This window comes from Legionellales bacterium (genome assembly GCA_026125385.1).
Classification (GTDB): Bacteria; Pseudomonadota; Gammaproteobacteria; order JAHCLG01; family JAHCLG01; genus JAHCLG01.
Genome location: JAHCLG010000026.1, coordinates 11818 through 35845, shown reverse-complemented (window position 1 = coordinate 35845; position 24028 = coordinate 11818). Strand labels below are relative to the sequence as shown.

Genomic DNA, 24028 nt, shown 5'->3' with positions numbered 1-24028 from the left:
TTTATGTTTAATAAGGTTCTGTTGATAGGTTTGCAATCGTGCTTGCGTCTGTGGTTTATCATCGAGGATTAAACCGATGAGATAGGTTTGCTGATGTTGGTGATCGATAATAAATATTTCTGCGGGCAGATAAAAAATATAATCATAATCTTGCAAAATGTCGCGCGGATTGCGGGGAATATGTTCCATTTGCTGAATAAAATCATAACCAAAGCAGCCGAATAACCCGAGGGGTAGGTGAGAATACGCTGCGGGTAATTGCAGGGGAACGAGTAAGGCGCGTAATAGATCGGCATGATTCACAGCTTGCAAACGTTGATTTAATTCTACGGCGGTTTTATCGGGGGTTAAGGTGCCGCGAATTTCATTGGCAATTACTTGATAATGCGCTTCTTGGGGTAAGCGTTGGCCAATGGTGGCGAGTAATGATTCGGCATCGGGGTGCAGGGCGCGAATAAAAAAATCATTTTCACGACCGGCTATCATCAAGCCTGCACGAATAATTCCCAGGCTTAATTGCGAACAGCGTTTGCCGTGATGTTGGGTTTCATACAGGAGGTTACCATTGCTTAACTGATTTTCAGTCAAACAGCGTAATAATTCAATGGCGTTGTAGGGGTTGCTAATTTCTAAAACAATACTTTCTAATTGAATACTCATCCTCATTCACCTTGCTTGCTGGCCAATGGCGAGTGAGTTTTAGGCATAAAAAAACCCGCCATTGGCGGGTTTTCAAACTAACAAATAGCTAAGGGCTACTCATCACGCGCGAATCCCGCCATGATTGAGCACCACCAATATTGAGCTATGTGTTGTAAATTCATTAAAAAATGCCTGGTAAAAATGTTAAATCGATTATGGGAGAGGCTTAAATTAAAGTCAAGCGAAAATCACTGATGTGGTCACGCACAGTAATACTCGTTAAATAAATCTCACCGTGTAATTAGCAACAATTATTCCCGATTATCGAGAACCAACAAAGATTATTCATTTGCTGGTCTTTATTTTGGAATCCCCAAAGGATTTAATAAAAATTATGGGATTTTCCGAAAAAAATTTTCATAAATATAAGTAGTGAGTGACCAGGTATTTTTATGTAAGATAAAAAAAGCGGTCACGGCAGTGAGTGATGCTATAGTCCGTGACCGCTTTATAAACGGGCAAGCGTTTAATTAGTGAAGATTATTTTTGAAGATATCTCGCTCTTTAAGTAAAGAATTATCTACCCAAAGTGACATAATAGCTCTGAGATTATTCGCGCTTAAATTTGTGAGAATTTCATCGTTTTGGTAAAGGCTAATAACATTCGTTGTGACATCTTCCAATTTTTCAAAATCAAATAATTTGATCATTACGTCGTGTTCAGGTAGGCAATTGTATTGAATTATTTCAAAACGAAACTCTGGATTGGTCGGTTTTCGAGTTGTACTCATTTTGCCATCGTTGGTAATATCAGCCATAGTGCTATCCTCTTCCGATTAATGTTGTCTAATTCCTCTAAGTTGTCGTTTAGAGAGCGGTAACTAAAAGTCGAGATTATTATTTCAAGTTTTAGTATTTATGTCAACAGAATTATCAAGTTTTTATTTTTTTGACTAAATAATCTCAACTTCACTGTCTAAGTTGATATAAGCGATTGATTTATGCAGATTTTGTGATACAATTTATCAACATTTTGGATAGCTGTAAAATCCCTATTTTAGGAAAACTAGGCTTTATTTAATGGCGAAACACTATTTAGGCTTAAGCCAACGATTGCAGGAATTACTTTATGATAAGAGAATGAATGCCTCTGAGCTTGCCAGAGAGGTAGGATTGCCGGTGCCTACTGTTCATCGTTTGGTGACAGGCAAATCAACCCGGCCATATAAATCTTCGCTAAAACCAATTGCAGATTATTTTTCGCTTAGTGTTGATCAGCTCATAGGTGAAGAGCCGCTTGTTGAAGTACAAACCTTTGCTACTTTACCTGCAAATAAAAAACAAACTATAGAGCTTCCACTTTACGAATGGGCACAGCTTTCTCAGATAAGAGAAAATAGTGCTCACCCTGATGAAAGTATTATCGTTATGAATGACCTATCGGCGCAATGTTTCGCACTTAAAATGAATGATTCATCTATGATGCCACAATTTCCAAAAGGTTCTGTATTAATTTTTGATCCTACTAAAGAGCCGTTTGATAGAAGTTTTGTTTTAGTTCAATTAGTAGATGGTGATAATTTATTTGTTTTTCGAGAGTTAATTTTGGATGCTAATCATCGATTTATTCGTGCGTTAGCGCCTGATTTAACAGGTACACAACTGCGTTTATTGGATGAAGGTGATGAGGTTGTCGCTGTACTTGTTGAAGCACGTCAGTCTTATGGTAATTTTTGAGGTGAACGATGAGATTTTTAAGAAAAATTATTTTATATTGGAGGAAAAAACTAAGAAGCTTGAAAGAGCTTGCAAAATCAGAGTCTTTAACACCACTTTATAGAGTTGTATCAATTGAAGAAATTTCTGAAGGTGAATATTCTGCCACGGTTCAGATTATTAATACCAATCGTTTATTACCAATGAAACCAGAAGCTGTATTAGCTGATGATAAACTAACGAATTGTTTTTCACCAACAGATGTTCGCACACTCACATACCTAGGCTATCTAGGAATCAATAGCCCTAGATATAAAATTTTAGCAAAGCGGCTTCTTGAGAAAGAGAAAAAGCTTATATTTGCAATAAAAGAAAAAGGTTCCAATAAAATTTTAACAAAAACGGCAGAAGAAATAACAGCTGACCCTGATTTAATACGAAATTTAAATCAATCCGATGCGCATTCTATAGGATATACATATGGTTCTCAATCAATGAGAAGTGAGAAAGAAGAAATGGACAGACTTATTCAAGAAAAGATTAATCGAGATAAACGATCGAAAGACAAACAGTGAACGTAACAACAAAAAGGGCTTTTATATGAAAAATACACATCAGTCATTTGAAGGCTCTACTGCTCGTCCAAAAGAGCAGTATAAATTTTGCTCTTTTTTGTTTATGATCTATTTAACCGCTCTCTTGGGTGAAATGGTTATTGGATATCGCATGGCAGTGATTGATCGTCTAATTGTTTCTGGCTCCGCTTTTATAGTGCCAATCACTTATTTTATTGGAGATATTGTTGCTGAAGTATATGGCTATAAATTAGCGCGAAAAATGATATGGTCAGCATTAATATGTGAAGTATTGTTTGTTTGCGCACTAAACTTTGTTGTTCTTCTACCTCATCTAGAGAATGTCGAGTATCAGTATGCTTATTCAGTACTTGTGCCGCCAATGCTTCGTTCAACGTTAACTGATCTAGTTACTATTTTTTCCAGTGAATTTATTAATATTTTCTTTATCTCAAAATGGAAAATTTTAACTAGAGGACGTTTTTATTGGATAAGGAGCACATGTTCCACAACAATTAGTGTGTTTGCATTCTCAGCTATAGCCTGTATTATAGCCTACAGTGGTGTTTACACTTTAAAAGAAATTATTAATTCGATTTTTTCCTCTTACATTATTTGTCAAGCGATAATTATATTGTTAAGTTTTTTTGGTATATTCATAGTTGCTTACCTGAAGAGAGTGGAAAATGTTGATGTCTTCGACATTGGAGTTAATTTTAATCCTTTTGCAAGAAACTAAGCAGGTCTAAAAAATATGAATACACCGGATCCAAAATGTATGATATTGCCTACAAGGCCAGATGAATTTGCTGAAGTTATTCGATATTTTTTAAATACTGATCGAGAAACACTGAAAAAACGTGGGATCAATTGGAAACAGTTGCCTTCGTTTGATGAGTGGCATAGCTATATGCTCTTAGAATATGAGAAGCCTCTGTCAGAAAAAAATTTTTTTTGCCTCAGCTGGTATTATGATCATGCTCTTATAGGTCACTCATGTATCGATAATATTGAATTTGGCAAGCAAGCATTTGCCCATCTTCATATATGGAAACCCGAATTACGACATAAAAAATTGGGTCGCTCTCTTTTCTGGCTTTCAGTACAATACTATGTCGAGCATTTTTCACTCGAGTCTCTTTATTGTCAACCCAAAGCTGATAATGTCGCACCCAATAAACTGTTAAGAACCTTGGATTTTATGCATGTGAAAAACTATAAAACGATACCTCATCCGATATGTAATGAGCAATATGTCAACTTATACGTATATAAATTTAAGAACAACTAATAAATGATCGTTTGAACATTCCCAGAAAACACTTTCTCCCGCATTTTCTTGTAAAAACCCCTCAATGTCATATTGCGCTAAGCTTGGTATGATAGGTTCGTAGTATCAGGGAAGTAGAAGTTCAATAAGCAAAGGCAATAATATCGCAAGGAAACCGCGATATTCATCGGGTTTAGATTGAGAGATGAATGGTGAGGTTTTATGGCTTTAAGTTTTGTAAAAATTCGTCACGATTTTGAAGACTTGCGGAGGCGGTTTGTTGGGAATGGACACGATGGATTAGAAAAGTATGTTTTCCCTGAAACTATTAATATTGGGAGCGATTTTCAATTAGTGCCCGCTAATATTACTTATTCCCATACTCAAGATGTTGAGTGTATAAATGCATTTTCATCATTTTCATCTTTTAATGGAAGAATGAGTTATCAAGAGTTTTTGGAAGCACGTAAGAAGGCTCAAATGAGTGCTCTAAATTCACAGATGAGGGATTCTTTTACAATCACTCAGACAGGTCATAAGAAACAACTTAGTTTATATTGGCCTCAAAATAATAATGATAAGCTCTATAAAACATGTCTGGCTTTTAATTTATTTAACTTTATTGAAATGGTGATTTATCAGGCTTGGGTTTGTGACAATATTAGTTATTTACTTAAAGTTTATCAGGATTTTCAAAATGAAAGTGACATAACTAAATTAATAAAAATTAGAGATGATCTAAAAGCCAAGTCAGAAAAATTAGTCAATGTTCACAGCCTGAAGATTTCCGAACTTTTTTATACAAAAATTAGTGAGTTAAGTTTTGGAATAAGAATATCTCAAGGTTTGTTTGACATAGCAAATAAAAAAACTGCTATCGTGCCTCATAATCCTCCTAGCACATCAGCTGAAACATTTTTTCCTGAAATTAACGATAGCCCACAAAACCTTCAGAATTTAACAGGGTTCCAAATTTTTTATTATTTTTTATGGAAGGCTAGATATTCTTATGTTGGTTATAAAAAAGGATTCCAAAATACTTTTGTTAATCCCATTTTGTTAGCTCCTAAATCAGAAACAGATAGTCAACTTAGAATTGAGAGTGGCTTTAATGCTCTAATACAAGGAATTAATAAAATTGAAGAATTTAATCCACAAAGTCAACCTAACTGGGATAATATACAAGATCTAAGTATGAATACTTTGCTGGTATCGGTTAATGCTAAAATTTCACAATTAGAGGCTCAACAAAAAGCTGAAGAAGCAGCAAAAATAGCAAATTCAGGTGGGGATGCAGTGATGCAAAACCAACCTGCAGTCATCGAGTATGGTGTTATAATTACTGGAATAAAAGAGATTCATCAAGGAAAAAAAGCGTCTTGCTGTTTGTGGCCATTTTGGAGAAGCGGACTTGATTCTAGAACCCTGTCTAGTGATGCTGATGATGTTAAATTAAAAGCCATCATCAAATATGGTTTGTATGGTAATAAAGCAGAAAGCTATACCGGAAAACGAACGAGAGATAGTATCAAAGAATATTTGACTAAAACTAAACAGCTAGACATTAAGGTTGTAGATGACTTACTAAATACTGCTAATTCTCCATCGGAATCATCGGAATCAGAGGAAGCTAAAGTTAATGCGGTTTTCCAAACATTAATTACATCTACTTCTGCGACTTGAAAAACTCATTCTATCTTTCATCACCAGGGAGAGATTTATTTCACAGATCTAAACACTCCTTACCCTGGATTGAACGAAGTTCAATCCAGGCTACAGTAAAAATTCTGCTATCACTGGAGCGTGATCGGAGGGGCGTTCTAATTTTCTGGGTGTTGGGTCGATTCGGCATTCTTGTAATACGGTTTTTAAGGCCTCACTACACAATATATGATCAATCCGTAACCCCAGATTGCGGCGAAAGGCCGCTTGGCGATAATCCCACCAACTGAATTCTGTCGTTTCAGGATGCAATAGGCGATAACAATCGTGTAAACCTAATTGCAATAATTGTTGTAAGGCTTCACGTTCGCGAGCGCTGACCAACACGTGTCCTTCCCATAGTTTTGGATCGTGAACGTCGCGATCGTCTGGTGCAATATTAAAATCGCCCAATAAAATAATCTTAGGATATTCTTGTAATTGCTGTTGAGTAAATTTTTTTAACGCAGCAAGCCAAGCTAATTTATAATGATATTTATCTGAATCTACACTCGCGCCATTGGGCACATATAAATTTAAAATCCGCACATCATTAATCGTGACCGCTAACACACGTTTGGCCTCATCGGTAAAATCGGGGAGAGCCGTAATAATATCTTGTGGCGATGATTTTGCTAAAATAGCGACACCGTTATAAGTTTTTTGTCCACTCACCATAACGTGATAACCCATTTCCTGAAAAATAGTTTCAGGGAATTGTTCACTCACACATTTAATTTCTTGTAATGCTAAGACATCCACGGAATTGGTTTGTAACCAATCTATCACGTGTGGTAAACGTACTTTAATGGAATTCACATTCCACGTTGCAATGGTTAATGACATGAATGTTTCTTACTATTGGAAAAATAAAGTGTGAATGAGTATAGTAACCACAGCAGAAATTCACAAGGATGTATTTTATGTCAACGCAATTTTCCACTTCATCCGAGCAATGGTCTTCGAGCTGGGCATTTATGATGGCAGCAGCAGGTGCGGCCGTGGGTTTGGGGAATATTTGGAAATTTCCCTATATCACTGGCATGAATGGTGGTGGCGCCTTTGTGCTAATGTATTTAATTTGCGTATTAATTTTAGGCGTGCCCTTATTAATGGCCGAAATTGCCATCGGTCGACTCGCTCGTAAAAATCCCGCGGGTAGTATTGCGTATTTAGCTCATCAAGAAAAACGATCGCGCGCGTGGGGGCTGATTGGTTTTTGGATCATCAGCGCGGGCTTTTTAATTTTAACTTATTATTCAGTGATTGCAGGCTGGGCACTGGCTTATGAAGTGTTAGCAGTGCGCGAGGGATTTTTGCATGCATCCGCCCATCACATCGATGAGTTATTTACTTCATTGTTAGCTCATCCCGCGCAATTAATTTTGTGGCATAGCTTGATAATGATCGCAACGACGCTGGTGGTTGCCAGGGGTGTGCAAAAAGGTATTGAAAAAACGGTAATGATTTTATTTCCAGCCATGGTGATTTTATTAGTATTAATTGCGGCGTATTCACTGCAAACCCCGTTTTTTATTCACGGTTTAACATTTTTATTTCATCCTCATTTTGAAAAATTATCGGCGCATAATTTATTAGTAGCATTAGGTCATGCTTTTTTTACCTTAAGCATCGCCACAGGTTCCATCATGATGTATGGTGCTTATTTACCTAAACACATCTCCGTTGCAAAAACCTCACTATTTATCGCCGCGGCCGATACTTTTGTGGCATTAATTGCGGGATTAGCGATTTATCCGTTAGTATTTGCGCATGGTTTGCAACCAGCAGCAGGCCCGGGATTAATTTTTAAAACTTTACCACTGGCATTTTCTGCGATGGAACACGGCAATTTATTAGCAATTTTATTTTTTGCTATGTTAGTATTTGCGGCATTCACTTCCACCATTTCATTATTAGAGCCGACGGTCGCTTGGCTGATTGAAACCTGTGCTTGGTCGCGTTGGCAAGCAGCGTTGGTGTCGGGAAGTGTGGCGTGGGCTTTAGGCTTACTGACAGTTTTTTCGTTTAATATCGCCAAAACAACGACGATATTGGGATTAACGTTTTTTGCAGCCATCGATTATTTAACGTCTAATATTATGTTACCTCTGGGTGGCTTATTGATTGCGTTATTTGCTGCCTGGATTATCAAAACCTCGGTCATGCGAACCGGGCTTAATATTCGTCAAAAATACGGATTTTATTTATGGCTGTGGACTTCGCGAATTATCGTACCGATTGCCATTTTATTTGTCATGATCAATGTGCTTGGGCTTGGCGCCTAGCTCGGCGGCAAAATGGGCGCTGGCGGTTCTACTTGTAAATTAGGAATGCTGGCCGCTTGGTTAAGACTAGTTGCTGGGACACCGTGTGGCGTGGGAACATTAGCGCTACGTGGTGTAAATAATTGTGAGGCTTGTTTTACATAAAAGGTGATAATCGGCGTTTGTGCTAAAACCGTGTTACCTCGCATAATTTTGGCTTGTAACGTATGCGTACCCCGTTCTAAATTAGGCAGACTAAATTGTTTTGACCCATTGGGATAAAATTCATTATCTAAAAATACTTTTAATTGATCGCCTTTGTGTAATTCTGGAGTGATGGTAATGCTGACTTGCATATTTTCACGTTCACCTGGCGTGATGGTGGCTTGATCTAAAGGTGACGTAAAGGCAATCGTATAATTAATTTTTTTTTCGGTTTGTGGAATTACCATCGGCGTTTTGGGTTTTGCTTCTGCAGGTGTGGGAGTATAGGTTTGCATGGGCGGCAATTTAACTGTTGCCGCACCATCATGGGGTTGATCAGAAAAATGAGTAACGCCTTGACTATCGGTCCAGCGATAAATTTCGGAAAAACTCAGCGCTGGGATTAAAAAAATAATAATAAAACATCCTATTTTTCTGATCATCGTTGTTTCCTCACGAACTGTAATACAAATCAAATTCCACGGGATGCGTTGTCATGCGCACACGGGTAATTTCTTGTTCTTTTAACGCGATGTAACTGTCAATCACATCATCGCAAAAAACACCGCCGGCTTTTAAAAATTCGCGATCGCTATCTAAATGACCCAACGCTTCTTCAAGTGAAAAACTTACGGTAGGAATATCGATCATTTCTTCGGGAGGTAAATCGTATAAATCTTTTTCCATCGGTTCGCCGGGATTAATTTTATGTTTAATGCCATCTAAACCTGCCATTAACATCGCGCTAAATCCTAAATAGGGATTACCAGCCGCATCAGGAAAACGCACTTCAATCCGCCGTGCTTTGGGACTTACCGTATAGGGAATACGAATGGATGCCGAACGATTACGCGCAGAATACGCGAGTAAGACAGGCGCTTCAAAACCAGGGACTAAACGTTTATAAGAATTTGTAGTGCTATTGGTAAAAGCATTTAAGGCTTTCGCGTGTTTAATAATTCCGCCGATATAATATAGCGCTAAATCGGATAAGCCAGCGTATTGATCGCCTGCAAAAATATTTTGACCATTTTTGCTGAGCGATTGATGGCAATGCATGCCACTACCATTATCACCGACTAAAGGTTTAGGCATGAAGGTGGCGGTTTTACCATAGACGTGCGCGATATTTTGCACGACGTATTTTAAAATTTGTAATTCATCAGCTTTTTTCGTTAATGTATTAAACCGAGTCGCGACTTCATTTTGATTGCCCGTAGCCACTTCATGATGATGCGCTTCCGTTTTAATGCCCATGGCTTCTAGGGTTAAACAAATTGCTGAGCGAATATCTTGTGAAGAATCGACAGGAGGTACTGGAAAATAACCACCTTTGACTCGCGGACGATGACCAAAATTACCGCCATTTACCGAATTACCCGAGTTCCACGCCGCTTCGTGAGAGTCGATGGAATAAGACGCGCCACTCATATCAATTTTCCAACGCACGTCGTCTAAAATAAAAAATTCAGGTTCTGGGCCAAAAAAACAGGTATCCGCAATACCGGTGGATTTTAAATAAGCTTCGGCGCGCTGTGCAATACAACGGGGATCGCGGTTGTAACCTTGCATCGTGGAAGGTTCGATAATATTGCAACGAATGTTTAAGGTGACATCTTCACAAAAGGGATCGAGAACTGCGGTGGTGGGATCGGGTTGTAACATCATATCGGAGCAATCAATACTTTTCCAACCGGCAATCGAGGAACCATCAAACATTTTGCCATCGCTAAAAAATTCATCATCCACACAATGGGAGGGTAAGGAAATGTGTTGTTCTTTACCACGAGTATCGGTAAAACGTAAATCGACGAATTTCACTTCTTTTTCTCGAATGAGATCGAATATCTCGGCTGACATGACTGAACTACTCCAATGTTGACATTATCAAAAACGATTGAATAAATTTACGCACTTTGGCATAAATCGTTGCTAACTTTAACAGAGTTACAATCGCACCACAATCGACAGATTTTACCGATACCAATTGTTTTGAGTATCCTGATGCGAATTTGTTACACTGACGCTTTAACTAAATTAAGTGAGTAAGCGCATGACTAAACTTCCCCACACGCCGTTGGCCTTAATTATTTTAGACGGCTTTGGACATCGCGATGAATTGGCTAATAATGCCATCGCACTCGCTAAAACACCTCATTTAGACCACTGGATGAAAAATGCAACCGTCGGTTTAATTGATGCTTCGGGGCATGCGGTGGGATTACCTGATCAGCAAATGGGAAATTCAGAAGTTGGCCATTTAAATATCGGTGCAGGTCGCGTTATTTTACAAGATTTAACTCGAATTAATCGCGATGTGACAGAGAATAAATTCGCAGAAAATCCAGTATTTGCAGAAGCATTTCGCGATCTGAAACATTCATCCCGTGCGTTACATATTTTAGGTTTATTATCACCAGGTGGCGTGCACAGTCATCAAGATCATATTTTTAGTTTAATCACTGCGGCAGAGGCTGCGGGTGTTTCTAAGGTATATCTTCACGTATTTTTAGATGGGCGAGATACTCCGCCCCAATCCGCTTTGGCTTCTTTGCAAGCGGCCGAAGCCTTATGCGAAAAGCTAGGGAATACGAAACTTGCCTCGATGTGTGGGCGTTATTACGCGATGGATCGCGATAATCGCTGGGAACGGATTCAACCGGTATACGATTTATTAACTTTAGGTAAAGCAATTTATTCCGCAGAAAAGGCTGTGAGCGGATTAGAACAGGCTTATCAGCGCGGCGAAACCGATGAATTCGTTAAGCCCACACGCTTAAGTGATTTTAAATCTGTTGAAGATGGGGATGTGATTATTTTTATGAACTATCGCTCCGATCGGGCGCGCCAATTATCGCGCGCGTTTACCGATCCTCATTTCCCTGCGTTCCCATTAACCGTACAACCTCATCTTGCCCACTTCATTACGCTTACTCAATACGCCAACGATATCGCGGCAGAAGTGGCGTATGCGCCGCAACAGCATGTGAACGTCTTGGGGGAATATTTAAGCCAACATCAGCTTACGCAATTACGCCTGGCCGAAACGGAAAAATACGCGCACGTGACATTCTTTTTTAATGGCGGGAGAGAAACGCCATTTCCGTTAGAGGATCGGATTTTAATTCCTTCACCCAAAGTTGCCACCTACGATTTACAACCAGAAATGAGCGCTTATGAATTAACTGAAAAATTTTTACAAGCGATGGCGCAAAAAGACTATGCGGTTATTATTTGTAATTTTGCCAACGCCGATATGGTTGGGCACACTGGAAATTTACCAGCGACGATTCAAGCGATAGAAGTGATTGATGAGTGTTTAGGAAAAATCATTCAAACCGTGCGCCAACAGGGAGGGGAAATTATCATTACTGCCGATCATGGCAATGCTGAAAAAATGCTGGATGAAACGACTCAACAACCGCATACCGCACACACAAATGAATTAGTTCCCTTTATTTATCTGGGGCGCCCCGCCCAGCTTTGCACTACCCTGGGAACATTAGCAGATATTGCCCCAACCATGTTATATTTATTAGGCTTAAATAAACCGCAAGAAATGACCGGAAATTCCTTACTCAAATTGGATTGCCAGCATGCGTAAATCAAAATGGATTTTTTTCATTCTTACTGTGATGATAACTCAGAGTATATTTTCCACGAGTTTTGCAGATACTCGTCAAACTAAATTAAATGAATATCAGCACGTCACTCAACAACTTCAAGGGTTACAATCGAGTTTACAACACTCATTAAGTGCTCGTGAGAAACTCACTCAGGATTTGCAGCAAACGGAATTAGCCATAGGCACGATGGCAAAAAATTTAGATAAAATTGATGAAGAAATTAATGATGCTAAAAACACTTTGCAAACTTTAACCGCACAAAAACAAACGTATTTGCAACAATTGCATCATCAAGATCAATCCCTCAATCAGCAACTTCGTGCCGCTTATTTATTAAGCCGCGAAAATCCCATCAAAATGGTTTTAAACCAAGAAGATCCGCAAAAAATCAGTTTAATGTTAACGTATTATCATTATTTTAGTCGCGCGCGATTAACCCTAATTGCCCAATTAAAAGATACCTTGGCGCATTTAGCGCAAAATCAGCAGCGAATAAATCAACAAACGCAAAAGCTAACCCAAATTCTACAAAAACGGCAACGTGAACAAGAACAATTAACGTATCAGAAAAATTTACGCAGCCAAGTGTTAAGCCAATTAAACAAAGACATTGCTGGCAAACAGCAGCGTATTAATCAACTTGAAGTGAATAAACAAGCGTTGGCGGAATTATTATCGCGCTTAACGCGTCAACATCAAGTCGCGCAACAACGCGCCGTGCAGGAAAAAAAGGTCGATTTAGCGCAATATCTTCACATTGGCAAATTGAAATTTATGCAAATGCAAGGAAAATTACCTTGGCCGACTTCGGGATCAATTTTACAATCTTTTGGCGCAACGCTGGGTGCTAATTCGGTGAAATTAAATGCGGTGATCTTAAATGCCAATGAAGGACAAGCCGTGCGCGCCGTGTATCCTGGCAAAGTGATTTTTGCTAATTGGTTACGCGGGTTTGGTTTATTAATTATTCTTGATCATGGCAATGGTTACATGACCATGTATGGCAGAAATGAAAGTTTATTCAGTAAAGTAGGCGAAGTCGTACAAGCAGGGCAGCTAATTGCGCGCGTGGGGAAAAGCGGCGGTTATGATGAAAGTGGTTTATACTTTGCAATAAGGCACAATGGAAATCCTTTAGATCCAGCTCGTTGGTGCCAACGTCAACGTTAATCCGAGCATCATTGCCAAGATGCTATTTTAAAACTGTGTGTGAGGAGCTTGAATTTATGCAGCGCACGAAATCATTTGCAGGGATTTATTTAACGGCTTTATTTGCAATCGCTGTGAGCTTTTTTCAGCAAACTCATGCAGCAATGCCCATTAATCAGTCAGAAGAGGTCAATGAACATGTATTGCCGCTAGAAGATGTGCGACGCTTCACGACATCTATTGGCCATATTAAAAATTATTATGTTGAGCCAGTGGCAGATCAAAAAATGTTTGATAATGCCATCCGTGGCATGTTAGAAGGCTTAGATCCGCATTCGACGTATTTAAGTGAAAATGATTTTAAAGAATTGCGTAGTCACACGTCGGGTGAATTTGGTGGTTTGGGATTGGAAGTCACCAGTGAAGAAGGTTATGTCAAAGTAGTTTCCCCGATGGACGATACCCCGGCCGCCAAAGCAGGAATAAAAGCCGGCGATTTAATTGTACGAATTGATGGTAAACCTATCCGCGATATGTCGTTAAAAGAAGCCGTGGAAAAAATGCGCGGTAAAAAAGACAGTAAAATTAATTTAACCATTATTCGTAAAGGCGAAAAAAAGCCGATTGAATTACAATTAACGCGTGAAATTATTCATGTTGCCAGTGTTAAAAGTCGGTTACTAGAACCAGGGTTTGGTTATGTGCGCTTAAGTGTTTTTCAAACACCGTCGGGAGCCGATTTATATAAAGCGATTAAAAAATTACAACAAGAGAATAAAGGTAAATTAAAAGGTATGATTTTAGATTTGCGCAATAATCCCGGTGGATTATTAGACGCTGCGATTGATGTCGCCGATACCTTTATTGATAGTAAAAAACTCGGGAAAAATAAATTAATTGTTTATACCGAAGGCCGCATACCTGGCGCGCAAATTAAAGCTAACGCAACTCCAGGTGATTTATTAGATGGGACACCGTTAATTGTGTTAATTAACGAAGGTTCAGCCTCGGCTTCGGAAATTGTCGCAGGTGCGTTGCAAGATCATCGCCGCGCGATTATCGTTGGCATGCGTTCTTTTGGCAAAGGTTCCGTGCAAACGGTATTACCCCTAGATGAAAAAACCGCCATTAAATTAACCACCGCCCGTTATTACACACCCAACGGCCGATCCATTCAAGCAACAGGAATTAGTCCTGATATTAAAGTGGAAGAAGTGGTGATCCCTTATAACGAGCACGATGAAAAAGTATTACTGAATAATATTAAAGAAGCCGATTTAGATAATCATTTGATCGGTGAAAATGAAAAAGCTCATGCAGCGAATAAAGAACCTGAGCAAGCAAAAGGTCTCGATGGCAAACCATTATTTAATTCCGATTATCAATTATATCAAGCCTTACAATTGTTGAAAGGATTGCATGTGGTGAAGGTGCATTAGATTAATTTTAGGGTATTTGCTAAGAGCCTGTTCAAAGTTAAAGTTGTGTAGGCGTGGATTAAATAAAAACTTTCTCACGTCAGTGATTTGCTACCTTAGTCTCTATTCTTAACAATCAATTCATAAATACAAACAGAAAATCTATCATGCTTACAAATACTACCCACGCTATCAGTAAAACATGTCCAGGTTGTTGTTAATTACGGCGCATGACAGAACCCCCATATTATTGCGTATTTAACGGTCCAATATTTCTTTAAGTTTATATAATGCGGTTAACTTTGCTTTTTTATCCATTTTGTTAATGTTAAGGACTTTCCAACGAATTCCTGGTAAGTCTGAAAGTTTAGGAATAGGCATTAAATCCCATTGTGGCTCGCCAGATTTGATAGAAATTAGAAAATCCTTTTGATTGGGTAAGAGTGACTCTTGTAGCGTTTTTATTAGTCGTTTCCGAACTGCGCATAATTCTTCATAATCGACACTTATTTCTGTCATGCCGACGAATTCCTTGTGAAAAATGTCTTTGACGTTCAATTCATGAGGAGATAGTAATTCACTCATTGGCCGTGGACTGCTAGCAAGATACACAATAAAAGCTTGTTGAATAGGTGATGTGATTCCTTCATTTTCGAAAAGTAATTTAATATCGAATAAATCGCGAGGATGCTGTCGATCAAGGGCTGCACAAATTTTCCCCGCATAAAGATCAGCCATCGAAACTGTTTTTACTTTTTGTGTTTGTAAAAAAATAGTTTGCGCAGCCTCGACCAATTCTTTTATTTCAGGTTCAAAAACACTGCCCCGTAAAACAGTATTAGGTTCTACTTTAATAGTTGCGTGATGATTGCTCACCAGTAACTTGACAATATGCTGGCCTGAACCTTTGGTTTCTACTTGTAAACCTTTCGCCGTCATTTTATCGGTAAGATCCTGCATTGCCTGGGTTAGGTTTTTTAAGAAAACGTCTCGTGATTCTATCGGTAAATAAGTCAAATCGATATCCACGGATAGTCGTGGCATATTCCGATAAAACAAATTAATTGCTGTACCACCTTTCAAGGCAAAGCGAGAGTCATCTTGAATAAATGGCAAAACATCTAATAGGAGTTCAGCTTGGTTTCTGTAAGTTGTAAGAATGCTCATTCATTATTCCCCAACGCTGGCACAGATATTTTATATTTGTCGTTGTATTGACCACCGCCCGCGATGACACGTTTACCTTTACCAAAATCAACACGGCTTAACTCTATTTCATGAGTCCAAGGATGTTGAAAATATTCAGCCAAATAGAGCAACAAACGCTTTGCTTTATAAGACTGACAAGCTTCTAACAGGCTTTGGAGTAATTTCGGTCGCATTCTAGGTAAACCTTCGATGATGAGTGCTGCTTCTGAAAAAGTAACAATATTTGGCACCAGATAGCATAATTCAAGTGACGCTTTCTCAGGAGAAGAGACCATTATCGATTGTCCAGCGATCTCAAGCATTGCCAGCCACGCGTTATTGTTAGTATTAAATAGGGCGGGGCAGTAGATCATAAATGACTCCTTCCAGTAAGATGAGTGTAACCATCTCGGTATTTTTGTTTTAGGGGCCGCAAATAATTGGATGATCTGAAGATTTCTGGTGAGGTAATGTCCCTTACCTAGCAATTCTAGAGCCGTTTTACCTCCTGGGTAGATTGGAAGTTTTAATTGTTGCTGGACTGCTGAAATAGCACCTGCCCAGGTGATATTATTGCCGGTTAAGCCATAAGCGCCATCAGCAATACGTTCAAACCAACCAGATTTTACATACCACCATGCAAGTTTATTCGAGATGCCTTGTTCTTTTAGCCATGAAGTAGTAAGAACTGAGTCTTTAAGAGCGGCTTTCAGAAGTTGGTTTATTTTATGTTTGTTTTCACTAGTCATACTAGATATTATAAAAATAAAGCAAACCTTGTCAAGGAAATAGTTTATTTTTCTGTTAAATATTCTAGTATAACTAGACTATATACCATTCAGTAAAACCTGAGACATTTGTGCGCTATCCGCACCGATATCCAACTTAACCTCAACAGCATTATTTTTGTCAAATTTAAGTGAGAAACCTTGCAAAGGCTTCGATGCATGAACTGCTAGCCCCAGCGGATCATATCAATATTTTCGAAATATAAATCACTGCCATCAGCTAAAGTTAAGGTGCCATTGGCGCTGAAATTAAATAATAAAATATTATCAATAATTTTATATTCTGCTAAATTGGTTAAATGTAAACTCCAACTATCATTTTTTTCATAGGCATTGGTTGGACCTTGCTTAATACCGGTTAGGTGAATCACATTAATTTCTTGTTCTGGGTCGCCATAGTAATTATCGTTGCCTTGACCAAAAGAAAATTCATAGATGCAGCAATTTTGGGCAGTGGAATAAAATTCATCGAGCGAAAATAATGAATAGATTTCATTGATTATTTGATGCTCACCAAAAATACTATCTAAAATTGGCTCTTTGGCTAAATCATGATGATCAATAATTGTAGATCCTAAGCGATGATTTTCGTTATCCGTATCGGTAACACTAAAACAGATTTTATAATATTCGCCTTTGGGGTGCAGCGGGTTATCAAGCAAGATCGATTCAAAAATTGCTGAATAAGTTTCTGCACTGTCTTCGCCTTCTAAAATTAATTGATGCGTATTTTTATTGAAACCGTGATTAACTAAATAAATATTAGTATTTTGAATATATAATTTATCATTCACTGCAACCAGGGTGAAATTACTGTCTAATTCTAATTGATCGCCATAGCGATATCCTTCGGTAATGGTAATGGTGGCACGTTTTAACGTATGAAAGGACATGCTCGATAAATCAAAATTGGGTAACACCAAGATCGGAGTGGAATGAAATTCACGATAATTGGCAGCGGTAAGTGAACGGGTATAATGGACTTTAGACATTATCAAGGGCACCTCACTATCTGGCTCATTTCCGTGCGCATGTTCCATACGTTTTCCAATAATTTTTAAAGCATAATAAAAAATTATTCAGCATTACTGCGGAACTGTTACATAAAAGTAAGTATAGACCACCCAATCGAAAATGCGCTAAGTCTACTAGGAAAATGGGGAATTACGAAAAATGAGCCTGCAAGTAGCGATCAACTAAAGTTGCGCACAATAAGGCGGTTTTTTTTTGGTGATCAAGTGGCGGGGATAATTCAGCAATATCAAATCCAATGATTTTTCCTGAACTTACTACACGCTCTAAATAAGTTAAAACGTGTTGAGGTAATAAGCCATTGATTTGGGGACCACTGACTCCGGGAGCATAGCTCATCGCGATGGCATCTAAACAAATCGTAAAATAAATTTTATCATGTTGTTCTATAAAATGATTTAATCGCGATACAGTGGTGGCAAAGGTGGCAGGATCATGAATTTCTGCAGCTAATGTGACTAATACATTTAATTCTTGGGCGCGTTGAAACAGCGAGCGCGTATTGGCCGAAGCTTGAATACCAATCACGTGATAAGCGAAATTCAATTGCTGGCGGCGACGTTGTTCGGCAATTTGCAAAAATGGGGTGCCCGATGATCCCCTATTTTCTGCTAAAATAGGGCGTAAATCAAAATGCGCATCAATATTAACAATACCAATATCTTGTTGCGGATAGCTTTTTTCGAGTCCTTGATAATGACCAAACGCAATTTCATGCCCACCACCAATGACAAGCGGTTTAATATTTTTTTGATTTAATAAATAAATGACTTCACCTAAACTTTCTTGTGCTGCTTCAAGATCATCATTGTCACAGACAATATTTCCTACGTCATAAATCACACAATTATCAGGTAAATGTTGAGCTAAATGAGTGAATGCTTGGCGAAAGCCATCGGGTCCGAGTTTGGCTCCTGTTGCTCCTGAATTTCGTTTTACACCTGCATCACAGGCAAATCCTAAAATAGCAAAACTGTTTTCTTTAACAGGAAATTGGCGGCGTAAATCGCAACATTCCACAATTTGAAAATAGCGCTCACGTGGTAAACTATCGGCGCGGCCTATCCATAATTCTGGTTTCGGTGCATTATAGTAATGTTGCCAAGTTATTGTTGTCATTGTTGAGGCTTCCTAGGTTGAAATAATACTGATACATTAACATGTCATTTGTTATGGAAAAAGAGGGTGTGATTCAGAATGTCAGAAACACAGCAATGGGATATTTTATATAAAAATGCGAATTTATTTACCGCGCATAGCCCCATTATTCTGCAGAATGCAGCGTTAGCAGTGCAAGGTGAGAAAATTGCTTGGATAGGAAGCGCTAATCAATTACATAATTTAACTTATCAGGCTGACAGAGAAATCGATTTATTCGGCGCATGGATTGCGCCGGGACTCATAGATTGTCACACCCATTTAGTTTATGCAGGAAATCGCGCGGCGGAATTTGCTCAACGCTTAGCTGGAAAATCGTATCAAGAAATTGCGGCGGCAGGAGGCGGTATTGCTTCTACCGTGAAAGCTACACGTGCTGCTAGTGAAGAAGAGTTGTTTTATCAGAGTGCTAAACGCTTACAATGCTGGTTAGATCAAGGAGTCACCACGGTAGAAATTAAATCGGGTTACGGCTTGGATGTTGCAAATGAACTTAAACTACTAAAAGTGGCGCAACAACTCGCAGAACAATTTCCGGTTACCATTCAAAAAACATTTTTGGGAGCTCACGCATTACCTCTCGAATTTAAACATTCTGCTGATGATTACATCGAATATCTTTGTGACATCGTGATGCCAAAATTAATTGCATCCAATCTTATTGATGCTGTTGATGTGTTCTGCGAAAAAATTGGATTTAATTTATTACAAACAGAAAAAATATTTCGCGCAGCCCAACAATTTAATTTACCCATTAAATGTCACGCTGAACAATTAAGCGATCAAAAAGCTGCTGTACTTGCAGCGCGTTATCACGCATTATCCGTTGATCATTTGGAATATTTAGATCCACAGGATGTGCCACTATTAAAAAAAGCTAAAACGGTTGCAGTATTATTACCAGGGGCATTTTATTTTTTAGGCGAAACTAAACTGCCGCCAATCGCCGCCTTGAATGCTAATACGATCCCATTAGCCATTGCCACGGATGCCAATCCCGGAACGTCGCCCACAACTTCGTTATTATTAATGTTAAATATGGCGTGCACTTTCTTTAGATTAACGCCTGAGCAAGCATTACTGGGTGTTACCATCAATGCTGCAAAAGCATTGGGTTTAGCAAAGACAGTGGGGAGTTTAGAAGTGGGAAAACACGCGGATTTAAGTGTGTGGGATGTGGATCATATTGAAGAGTTGGCGTATCGAATTGGCGATAATCCGTGTATCCAAGTGGTAAAACACGGTAAAATTGTTTTAGATAAATTATTTTAGAGTATGTTATGACACACCATTCATCGAATTCATCGTTGCAGAATATTGCTAGCGTATTATTTACGTTATTGATCATCACCTCAGCGCTGTTTATTTTACAACGTTTTATTTTACCGCTAGCCTGGGCCAGCGTCATTGCGGTAGTAACGTGGCCGGTTTATCGCTGGTGGTGGCAGTGCTGTCGTCAACGCGACACACTCGCGGCATTGAGCTTAACCACCGTCGTCACTTTAATTATAGTCATACCGATTTCATGGTTGCTCACGGTAATTGTGCAAGAAACACAAATGTTAGCCAATTTTTTAATGACGGCGAATAAAACAGGATTACCCACGCCAGATTGGTTAATTCACGTGCCTGGCATTTCACATTATTTAGTTCATGCCTGGGAAAAATATCTGGCAAAGCCGCAAGGTGTGAGTCAACTCATCAGTGTCTCTCATGCCATCATGATGCCTGCAAGCCATGTGTTAAAAATAATTGGTGTTGAAGTTTTTCATCGCGGCGTCACACTAGGCTTCACGATTTTATCATTGTTTTTTTTCTATCAAGATGGAATTTTTCTGGCAAAAGGCGTGAAAAACTTAGGCGCTTATTTACTCGGAAAACGTTGGGATCTCTATGAACATAAATTTCCTCAAGCATTAAAAGCCATTTTAAGCGGTTCGGTGTTAGTGGGATTTTCAGTTGGATTATTCATGGGTGTGATTTACGCCATTTTAAATTTACCGGCACCTGCATTATTAGGCCTCATTACCGCCGTGTTATCCATGATCCCCTATTTAGTCATTATCGCCTATTTAATTGCAAGTCTCATCTTACTGATCCAGGGAAAATTAATGGCGATGATAGGATTATTAGTGATTGGTCTGCTGGTTTCTTTTATTGCCGATCATTTTGTTCGCCCATTATTAATTCGTTCTGCTATTCGCTTACCATTTTTGGTGGTTTTATTTGGAATTTTAGGCGGCGTGGAAACCATGGGATTAATTGGTTTATTTATCGGCCCCACCATCATGACTTTAGTGATGATGGTGTGTTTAGAACCTCAAGATCATCTTTAAAATGTGCCGAGAATTAGCGCTTAAAAACCGCTAGAACCGGTTTTTTGCTCGTTGCTAAAACGCAAACGTCGACACACTAATTGAGCAAGATTCACCACCAGCGCATTATATAAATGAATATCGATTTTGTTGGGTGAATGCAGATCTTCATTGGAGAAGGCTAGCACACTGGCATCGGTTGCAGCACGGATGGAGGCCGAGCGCGCAGCATGGGGGCTATCTTCAATTAAGGAAAGTTCACCGATGGTGTCGCCCGATTGCAATTTTGCCAAGACATGATTTTTACCATCGCCATTGTTCTGCTTAAGAATTTCTACTGTGCCATCCATTACGATAAATAAATGTTCGGCTAAATCACCTTCATGAGAAATGTATTCGCCGGCGCGGAAGCGTCTTTCATCACTTAAGGCGACGAATTTTAATAAATCGGTTTCGCGAATTCCGTTAAAGACACGATTATTTTGTAAGAAGGCAAAAATTTCATCCTTATTACTCATATTACTGATCCATCCTTGTGTGATTTTGTATGAATAAGTGTGTTCCCCTAACGGCGAACGGCATTTTAAACAGACTTTATTACATAGTATAGATAGCCTGGTTAAAACGCAAAAGCTCAGTATCTTAGTATAACTAAAATATGATATATATTGCCAAAATAATAAATTATTAATTATAATTTGTGACTGCTATAGTCGCCAAATTGTGAGGTTTAAGGTTATAACATGTCGTTAGTATTTCTATTCTTACCCCTTTTAAGTGCTTTGGGTTACTTACTGCTTGCCCACCAATTTGCCCACGCGGCGTGGTTTAGTCATGTGATCAACAGCGTGCTGATTGGCTTAACCCTGTATTATTTACTAAATTTTACCGCTCCCATCACGCTCTTGCATTTCTCCTTATTGGATCTTAAGCATGTAGCCTTGAATTTAAATTTTGCACTCGATAAATTATCGTTATCGATGTTGTTATTAATCAGCACGATTAATTTAATTGTTAATCGATTTGCCTTTCGTTACGTCTATGCGGATTTAAATCGTACGCGCTTTATGTTCCAATTAGGTTTAGTGACTTTTTCAGTGATTTTTTTAGTGTTAAGTGCTAATTTATTAACGGCATTTATTGGCTGGCAATTAATTGGATTTAATTTATATTGGTTACTGAATCATTATCATTACGACGAACAAGCTAATCGTGCGGCTAAGAAAAAATTTATTATTAATCGGATTGGAGATATTAGTTTTTTCTTCAGTGTGATTCTCTGTTTATATTATTATTCCAGCACAGAGTTCCAAGTATTATTCAATCTCACTTCGCCGACGATAACATTTTTACATTATACAGTGCCAGCGCGCAGCATTATTTTAGCAGGCATTTTTATTGCGGTGATGACGAAATCAGCGCAATTTCCGTTTCATATTTGGTTGCCAGATACCATGCAAACCCCAACCCCTGTTTCGGCGATGATGCATGCCGGCGTGATTAATGCGGGGGGCTATTTGTTGGCACGTTTGGGGGCAGGGATCGTGTTATCTCCTGGCTTATTACTGGGGATAAGTCTCATTGGGTTTATCACCCTTCTACTGGGTAATTTATTTATTACCCAACAAGCAGATGTTAAAAAACAATTGGCTTATTCAACCATGGCACAAATGGGCTATATGGTATTGCAGTGTGGTTTAGGTTTTTTTGCTGGCGCCATTTTTCATCTGATTGCGCACGGCTTTTTTAAAGCTTGGTCGTTTTTAACTTCGGGCAGTTTATTGCCAAGTGCGCCCAAAACTCCCCAAAGAAAATCTACTTTATTCACATGCTTCATCAGTTTTCTGTTATGCGCAGTGATTTTCGGTCTAGCGCTATTAATGAGTGCTAAATTTTATCGTTTAATGACGTTGTTTCCCTTATTATCAGTATTTTTAGTCATTACCCTCTATGAATTAGTGGCTAATAGTATTCTCCAGAAAATCCCAGTGCGGATGAAACTATATTCTCTTGCTGGTATCACCGGCCTGTTTTGGATTTACCTGTTATTAACCACTTATTATGAAAGCTTCACTCGTTCAACTTTTCCAGTCATAGCACAAGCATTCAATATTCACTGGCAAATTGTGGGGATGATAATTACCTTGAGTTTTTGGATCATTCATCGCGTCGGTATAATTTCGCTATATCGCTATAAAACATTTACAGACCTTCATAATTTAATTCGCCATAAACTCTTCATCGAAGAAATGTACCGTTATTATTTATTAGAGCCTCTGCGCGATCTGGGTGATGTGTTTTATGCGGGTTTTAAGCGCTATCAACTCATCAGCTTATTGATGATGTTGGCCATTCTTTTGGCGGTGCTTGGCGTCAATTTTAAATGGCATGTGAATGCAGTGGCATATGCAATTGCACTATTTATTATTGTCAGTCTCATTACCGCTAATCGCGCTCGTCAATTAAAACACATATTTATTTTATTAATCGGGTCGCACTGTGCGTTAGCCATTATTGCTCTCAGAGTGATGAGTGTAACCTCAACTAAAATCGCATACTTTCAATTTATCCACATCACGTTATTATGTTTATTAATGATGTTAGTCTTATACAAAATAAAATCGGGCAAAAAACTCGTGCATGCGGTTGAAAATAATTTGCCTTGGCTAGGTGCGTATTTAACCGCTATTTTATTTTGTTTTATTGGATTACCGTTCACCGCGGCATTTATTAGTGAAACGATTATTTTAAAAGAGCTTATTGCCATTCAACCTGGGACCCTTCTCCTGCTTTTAATTGCAATCATGTTATCAGCTATCACAGTATTACATACGCTCCAAGATTCTATTTTCAAAGCCTCCGCCATTCAAAAACTCTCGGTACAATTATCGCCCCTGGATCATTTTTTATTTATTAGCATTTTATTCTTTAATCTTATCAATGGCGTGTATCCTGAAATTTTGTTAAAAATATTGTGAC

Annotated in this window: 22 protein-coding genes; 12 read left to right on the top strand and 10 right to left on the bottom strand. The window is 38.7% G+C overall.

What is annotated here, in order from left to right; translation table 11 throughout:
• Positions 1 to 660 (bottom strand): hypothetical protein (locus KIT27_09675; GenBank protein MCW5589913.1); only part of this gene is annotated, 660 nt, incomplete at its 3' end.
• Positions 661 to 1172: 512 nt separating this feature from the next.
• Positions 1173 to 1460: a hypothetical protein gene (locus KIT27_09670; GenBank protein ID MCW5589912.1), complete on the bottom strand. Its 288-nt coding sequence runs from the start codon at positions 1458 to 1460 to the stop codon at positions 1173 to 1175.
• A 262-nt stretch (positions 1461 to 1722) separates the two neighbouring features.
• Between KIT27_09670 and KIT27_09665 the strand changes: the two genes are divergently transcribed.
• The 5 genes from KIT27_09665 to KIT27_09645 all read left to right on the top strand — a co-directional run bounded on the left by KIT27_09665 (position 1723) and on the right by KIT27_09645 (position 5886).
• Positions 1723 to 2379 carry a helix-turn-helix domain-containing protein gene (locus KIT27_09665; protein MCW5589911.1) on the top strand — a complete coding sequence of 219 codons (657 nt, stop codon included), beginning with the start codon at positions 1723 to 1725 and terminating at the stop codon, positions 2377 to 2379.
• Between the two features lie 8 nt (positions 2380 to 2387).
• Positions 2388 to 2933: a hypothetical protein gene (locus KIT27_09660; protein MCW5589910.1), complete on the top strand. Its 546-nt coding sequence runs from the start codon at positions 2388 to 2390 to the stop codon at positions 2931 to 2933.
• A 25-nt stretch (positions 2934 to 2958) separates the two neighbouring features.
• Positions 2959 to 3672 carry a queuosine precursor transporter gene (locus KIT27_09655; GenBank protein MCW5589909.1) on the top strand — a complete coding sequence of 238 codons (714 nt, stop codon included), beginning with the start codon at positions 2959 to 2961 and terminating at the stop codon, positions 3670 to 3672.
• Positions 3673 to 3687: 15 nt separating this feature from the next.
• Positions 3688 to 4224 carry a GNAT family N-acetyltransferase gene (locus KIT27_09650; protein ID MCW5589908.1) on the top strand — a complete coding sequence of 179 codons (537 nt, stop codon included), beginning with the start codon at positions 3688 to 3690 and terminating at the stop codon, positions 4222 to 4224.
• Positions 4225 to 4425: 201 nt separating this feature from the next.
• Positions 4426 to 5886 carry a hypothetical protein gene (locus tag KIT27_09645; GenBank protein MCW5589907.1) on the top strand — a complete coding sequence of 487 codons (1461 nt, stop codon included), beginning with the start codon at positions 4426 to 4428 and terminating at the stop codon, positions 5884 to 5886.
• A 90-nt stretch (positions 5887 to 5976) separates the two neighbouring features.
• Here KIT27_09645 and xth read toward each other — a convergent pair whose 3' ends face one another.
• Positions 5977 to 6750, bottom strand: a complete 774-nt coding sequence (xth, locus tag KIT27_09640; GenBank protein MCW5589906.1) for an exodeoxyribonuclease III — start codon at positions 6748 to 6750, stop codon at positions 5977 to 5979.
• Positions 6751 to 6827: 77 nt separating this feature from the next.
• Between xth and KIT27_09635 the strand changes: the two genes are divergently transcribed.
• Complete coding sequence (locus KIT27_09635) at positions 6828 to 8192, top strand: sodium-dependent transporter (GenBank protein ID MCW5589905.1); 1365 nt, start codon at positions 6828 to 6830, stop codon at positions 8190 to 8192.
• On the opposite strand, the gene KIT27_09630 is transcribed toward KIT27_09635, so the two are convergent.
• Together KIT27_09630 and glnA are read right to left on the bottom strand one after the other, a co-directional pair.
• Positions 8189 to 8818: a DUF4124 domain-containing protein gene (locus KIT27_09630; protein ID MCW5589904.1), complete on the bottom strand. Its 630-nt coding sequence runs from the start codon at positions 8816 to 8818 to the stop codon at positions 8189 to 8191. The two genes, KIT27_09635 and KIT27_09630, sit on opposite strands and share 4 nt — an antisense overlap.
• 10 nt (positions 8819 to 8828) lie before the next feature.
• Positions 8829 to 10235 (bottom strand): glutamate--ammonia ligase, encoded by a 1407-nt coding sequence (glnA, locus tag KIT27_09625; protein MCW5589903.1) that lies wholly within the window; start codon positions 10233 to 10235, stop codon positions 8829 to 8831.
• A gap of 193 nt (positions 10236 to 10428) precedes the next feature.
• Here glnA and gpmI point away from each other — a divergent pair, with 193 nt between their 5' ends.
• The 3 genes from gpmI (at position 10429) to KIT27_09610 (ending at position 14589) form a co-directional block, all read left to right on the top strand.
• Positions 10429 to 11979 (top strand): 2,3-bisphosphoglycerate-independent phosphoglycerate mutase, encoded by a 1551-nt coding sequence (gene gpmI, locus KIT27_09620; GenBank protein ID MCW5589902.1) that lies wholly within the window; start codon positions 10429 to 10431, stop codon positions 11977 to 11979.
• The gene (locus KIT27_09615) at positions 11972 to 13171 is read left to right on the top strand and encodes a peptidoglycan DD-metalloendopeptidase family protein (protein ID MCW5589901.1); all 1200 of its coding nucleotides are present in this window, start codon (positions 11972 to 11974) and stop codon (positions 13169 to 13171) included. Before gpmI ends, KIT27_09615 begins: the two co-directional genes overlap by 8 nt.
• A 143-nt stretch (positions 13172 to 13314) precedes the next feature.
• Positions 13315 to 14589, top strand: a complete 1275-nt coding sequence (locus KIT27_09610; protein MCW5589900.1) for a S41 family peptidase — start codon at positions 13315 to 13317, stop codon at positions 14587 to 14589.
• 237 nt (positions 14590 to 14826) lie between these two features.
• On the opposite strand, the gene KIT27_09605 is transcribed toward KIT27_09610, so the two are convergent.
• The 4 genes from KIT27_09605 to hutG form a co-directional block, all read right to left on the bottom strand.
• Positions 14827 to 15735 carry a nucleotidyl transferase AbiEii/AbiGii toxin family protein gene (locus tag KIT27_09605; protein MCW5589899.1) on the bottom strand — a complete coding sequence of 303 codons (909 nt, stop codon included), beginning with the start codon at positions 15733 to 15735 and terminating at the stop codon, positions 14827 to 14829.
• On the bottom strand, positions 15732 to 16505 hold the full coding sequence (locus KIT27_09600; protein MCW5589898.1) for a type IV toxin-antitoxin system AbiEi family antitoxin: 774 nt from the start codon (positions 16503 to 16505) through the stop codon (positions 15732 to 15734). The genes KIT27_09605 and KIT27_09600 overlap by 4 nt, the downstream gene beginning before the upstream one ends.
• Before the next feature lie 206 nt (positions 16506 to 16711).
• Positions 16712 to 17536 (bottom strand): hypothetical protein, encoded by an 825-nt coding sequence (locus KIT27_09595; GenBank protein ID MCW5589897.1) that lies wholly within the window; start codon positions 17534 to 17536, stop codon positions 16712 to 16714.
• A 172-nt stretch (positions 17537 to 17708) separates the two neighbouring features.
• The gene (gene hutG, locus KIT27_09590; GenBank protein MCW5589896.1) at positions 17709 to 18695 is read right to left on the bottom strand and encodes a formimidoylglutamase; all 987 of its coding nucleotides are present in this window, start codon (positions 18693 to 18695) and stop codon (positions 17709 to 17711) included.
• Between the two features lie 78 nt (positions 18696 to 18773).
• Here hutG and hutI point away from each other — a divergent pair, with 78 nt between their 5' ends.
• Both hutI and KIT27_09580 read left to right on the top strand, forming a co-directional pair.
• Entirely contained in the window at positions 18774 to 20006 is a 1233-nt protein-coding gene (gene hutI, locus KIT27_09585; GenBank protein ID MCW5589895.1) for an imidazolonepropionase, read from the top strand.
• 8 nt (positions 20007 to 20014) lie between these two features.
• The gene (locus KIT27_09580; GenBank protein MCW5589894.1) at positions 20015 to 21070 is read left to right on the top strand and encodes an AI-2E family transporter; all 1056 of its coding nucleotides are present in this window, start codon (positions 20015 to 20017) and stop codon (positions 21068 to 21070) included.
• 20 nt (positions 21071 to 21090) lie between these two features.
• Here the strand turns inward: KIT27_09580 and KIT27_09575 are convergent, their stop codons facing one another.
• Positions 21091 to 21567, bottom strand: coding sequence for a cyclic nucleotide-binding domain-containing protein (locus KIT27_09575; GenBank protein ID MCW5589893.1), 477 nt, complete (start codon positions 21565 to 21567; stop codon positions 21091 to 21093).
• 225 nt (positions 21568 to 21792) lie between these two features.
• Here KIT27_09575 and KIT27_09570 point away from each other — a divergent pair, with 225 nt between their 5' ends.
• Positions 21793 to 24027 (top strand): hypothetical protein, encoded by a 2235-nt coding sequence (locus KIT27_09570; GenBank protein MCW5589892.1) that lies wholly within the window; start codon positions 21793 to 21795, stop codon positions 24025 to 24027.
• The last annotated feature ends 1 nt before the right edge of the window (position 24028 follow it).

Coding starts and splice junctions, on each gene's coding strand:
- xth (MCW5589906.1), bottom strand. CDS start 6,750: ATGTCATTAACCATTGCAACGTGGAATGTGAATTCCATTAAAGTACGT.
- KIT27_09610 (MCW5589900.1), top strand. CDS start 13,315: ATGCCCATTAATCAGTCAGAAGAGGTCAATGAACATGTATTGCCGCTA.
- KIT27_09630 (MCW5589904.1), bottom strand. CDS start 8,818: ATGATCAGAAAAATAGGATGTTTTATTATTATTTTTTTAATCCCAGCG.
- hutI (MCW5589895.1), top strand. CDS start 18,774: ATGTCAGAAACACAGCAATGGGATATTTTATATAAAAATGCGAATTTA.
- KIT27_09580 (MCW5589894.1), top strand. CDS start 20,015: ATGACACACCATTCATCGAATTCATCGTTGCAGAATATTGCTAGCGTA.
- KIT27_09645 (MCW5589907.1), top strand. CDS start 4,426: ATGGCTTTAAGTTTTGTAAAAATTCGTCACGATTTTGAAGACTTGCGG.
- glnA (MCW5589903.1), bottom strand. CDS start 10,235: ATGTCAGCCGAGATATTCGATCTCATTCGAGAAAAAGAAGTGAAATTC.
- KIT27_09570 (MCW5589892.1), top strand. CDS start 21,793: ATGTCGTTAGTATTTCTATTCTTACCCCTTTTAAGTGCTTTGGGTTAC.
- KIT27_09650 (MCW5589908.1), top strand. CDS start 3,688: ATGAATACACCGGATCCAAAATGTATGATATTGCCTACAAGGCCAGAT.
- KIT27_09665 (MCW5589911.1), top strand. CDS start 1,723: ATGGCGAAACACTATTTAGGCTTAAGCCAACGATTGCAGGAATTACTT.
- KIT27_09615 (MCW5589901.1), top strand. CDS start 11,972: ATGCGTAAATCAAAATGGATTTTTTTCATTCTTACTGTGATGATAACT.
- KIT27_09670 (MCW5589912.1), bottom strand. CDS start 1,460: ATGGCTGATATTACCAACGATGGCAAAATGAGTACAACTCGAAAACCG.
- hutG (MCW5589896.1), bottom strand. CDS start 18,695: ATGACAACAATAACTTGGCAACATTACTATAATGCACCGAAACCAGAA.
- KIT27_09575 (MCW5589893.1), bottom strand. CDS start 21,567: ATGAGTAATAAGGATGAAATTTTTGCCTTCTTACAAAATAATCGTGTC.
- KIT27_09605 (MCW5589899.1), bottom strand. CDS start 15,735: ATGAGCATTCTTACAACTTACAGAAACCAAGCTGAACTCCTATTAGAT.
- KIT27_09655 (MCW5589909.1), top strand. CDS start 2,959: ATGAAAAATACACATCAGTCATTTGAAGGCTCTACTGCTCGTCCAAAA.
- KIT27_09635 (MCW5589905.1), top strand. CDS start 6,828: ATGTCAACGCAATTTTCCACTTCATCCGAGCAATGGTCTTCGAGCTGG.
- KIT27_09595 (MCW5589897.1), bottom strand. CDS start 17,536: ATGTCTAAAGTCCATTATACCCGTTCACTTACCGCTGCCAATTATCGT.
- gpmI (MCW5589902.1), top strand. CDS start 10,429: ATGACTAAACTTCCCCACACGCCGTTGGCCTTAATTATTTTAGACGGC.
- KIT27_09600 (MCW5589898.1), bottom strand. CDS start 16,505: ATGACTAGTGAAAACAAACATAAAATAAACCAACTTCTGAAAGCCGCT.
- KIT27_09660 (MCW5589910.1), top strand. CDS start 2,388: ATGAGATTTTTAAGAAAAATTATTTTATATTGGAGGAAAAAACTAAGA.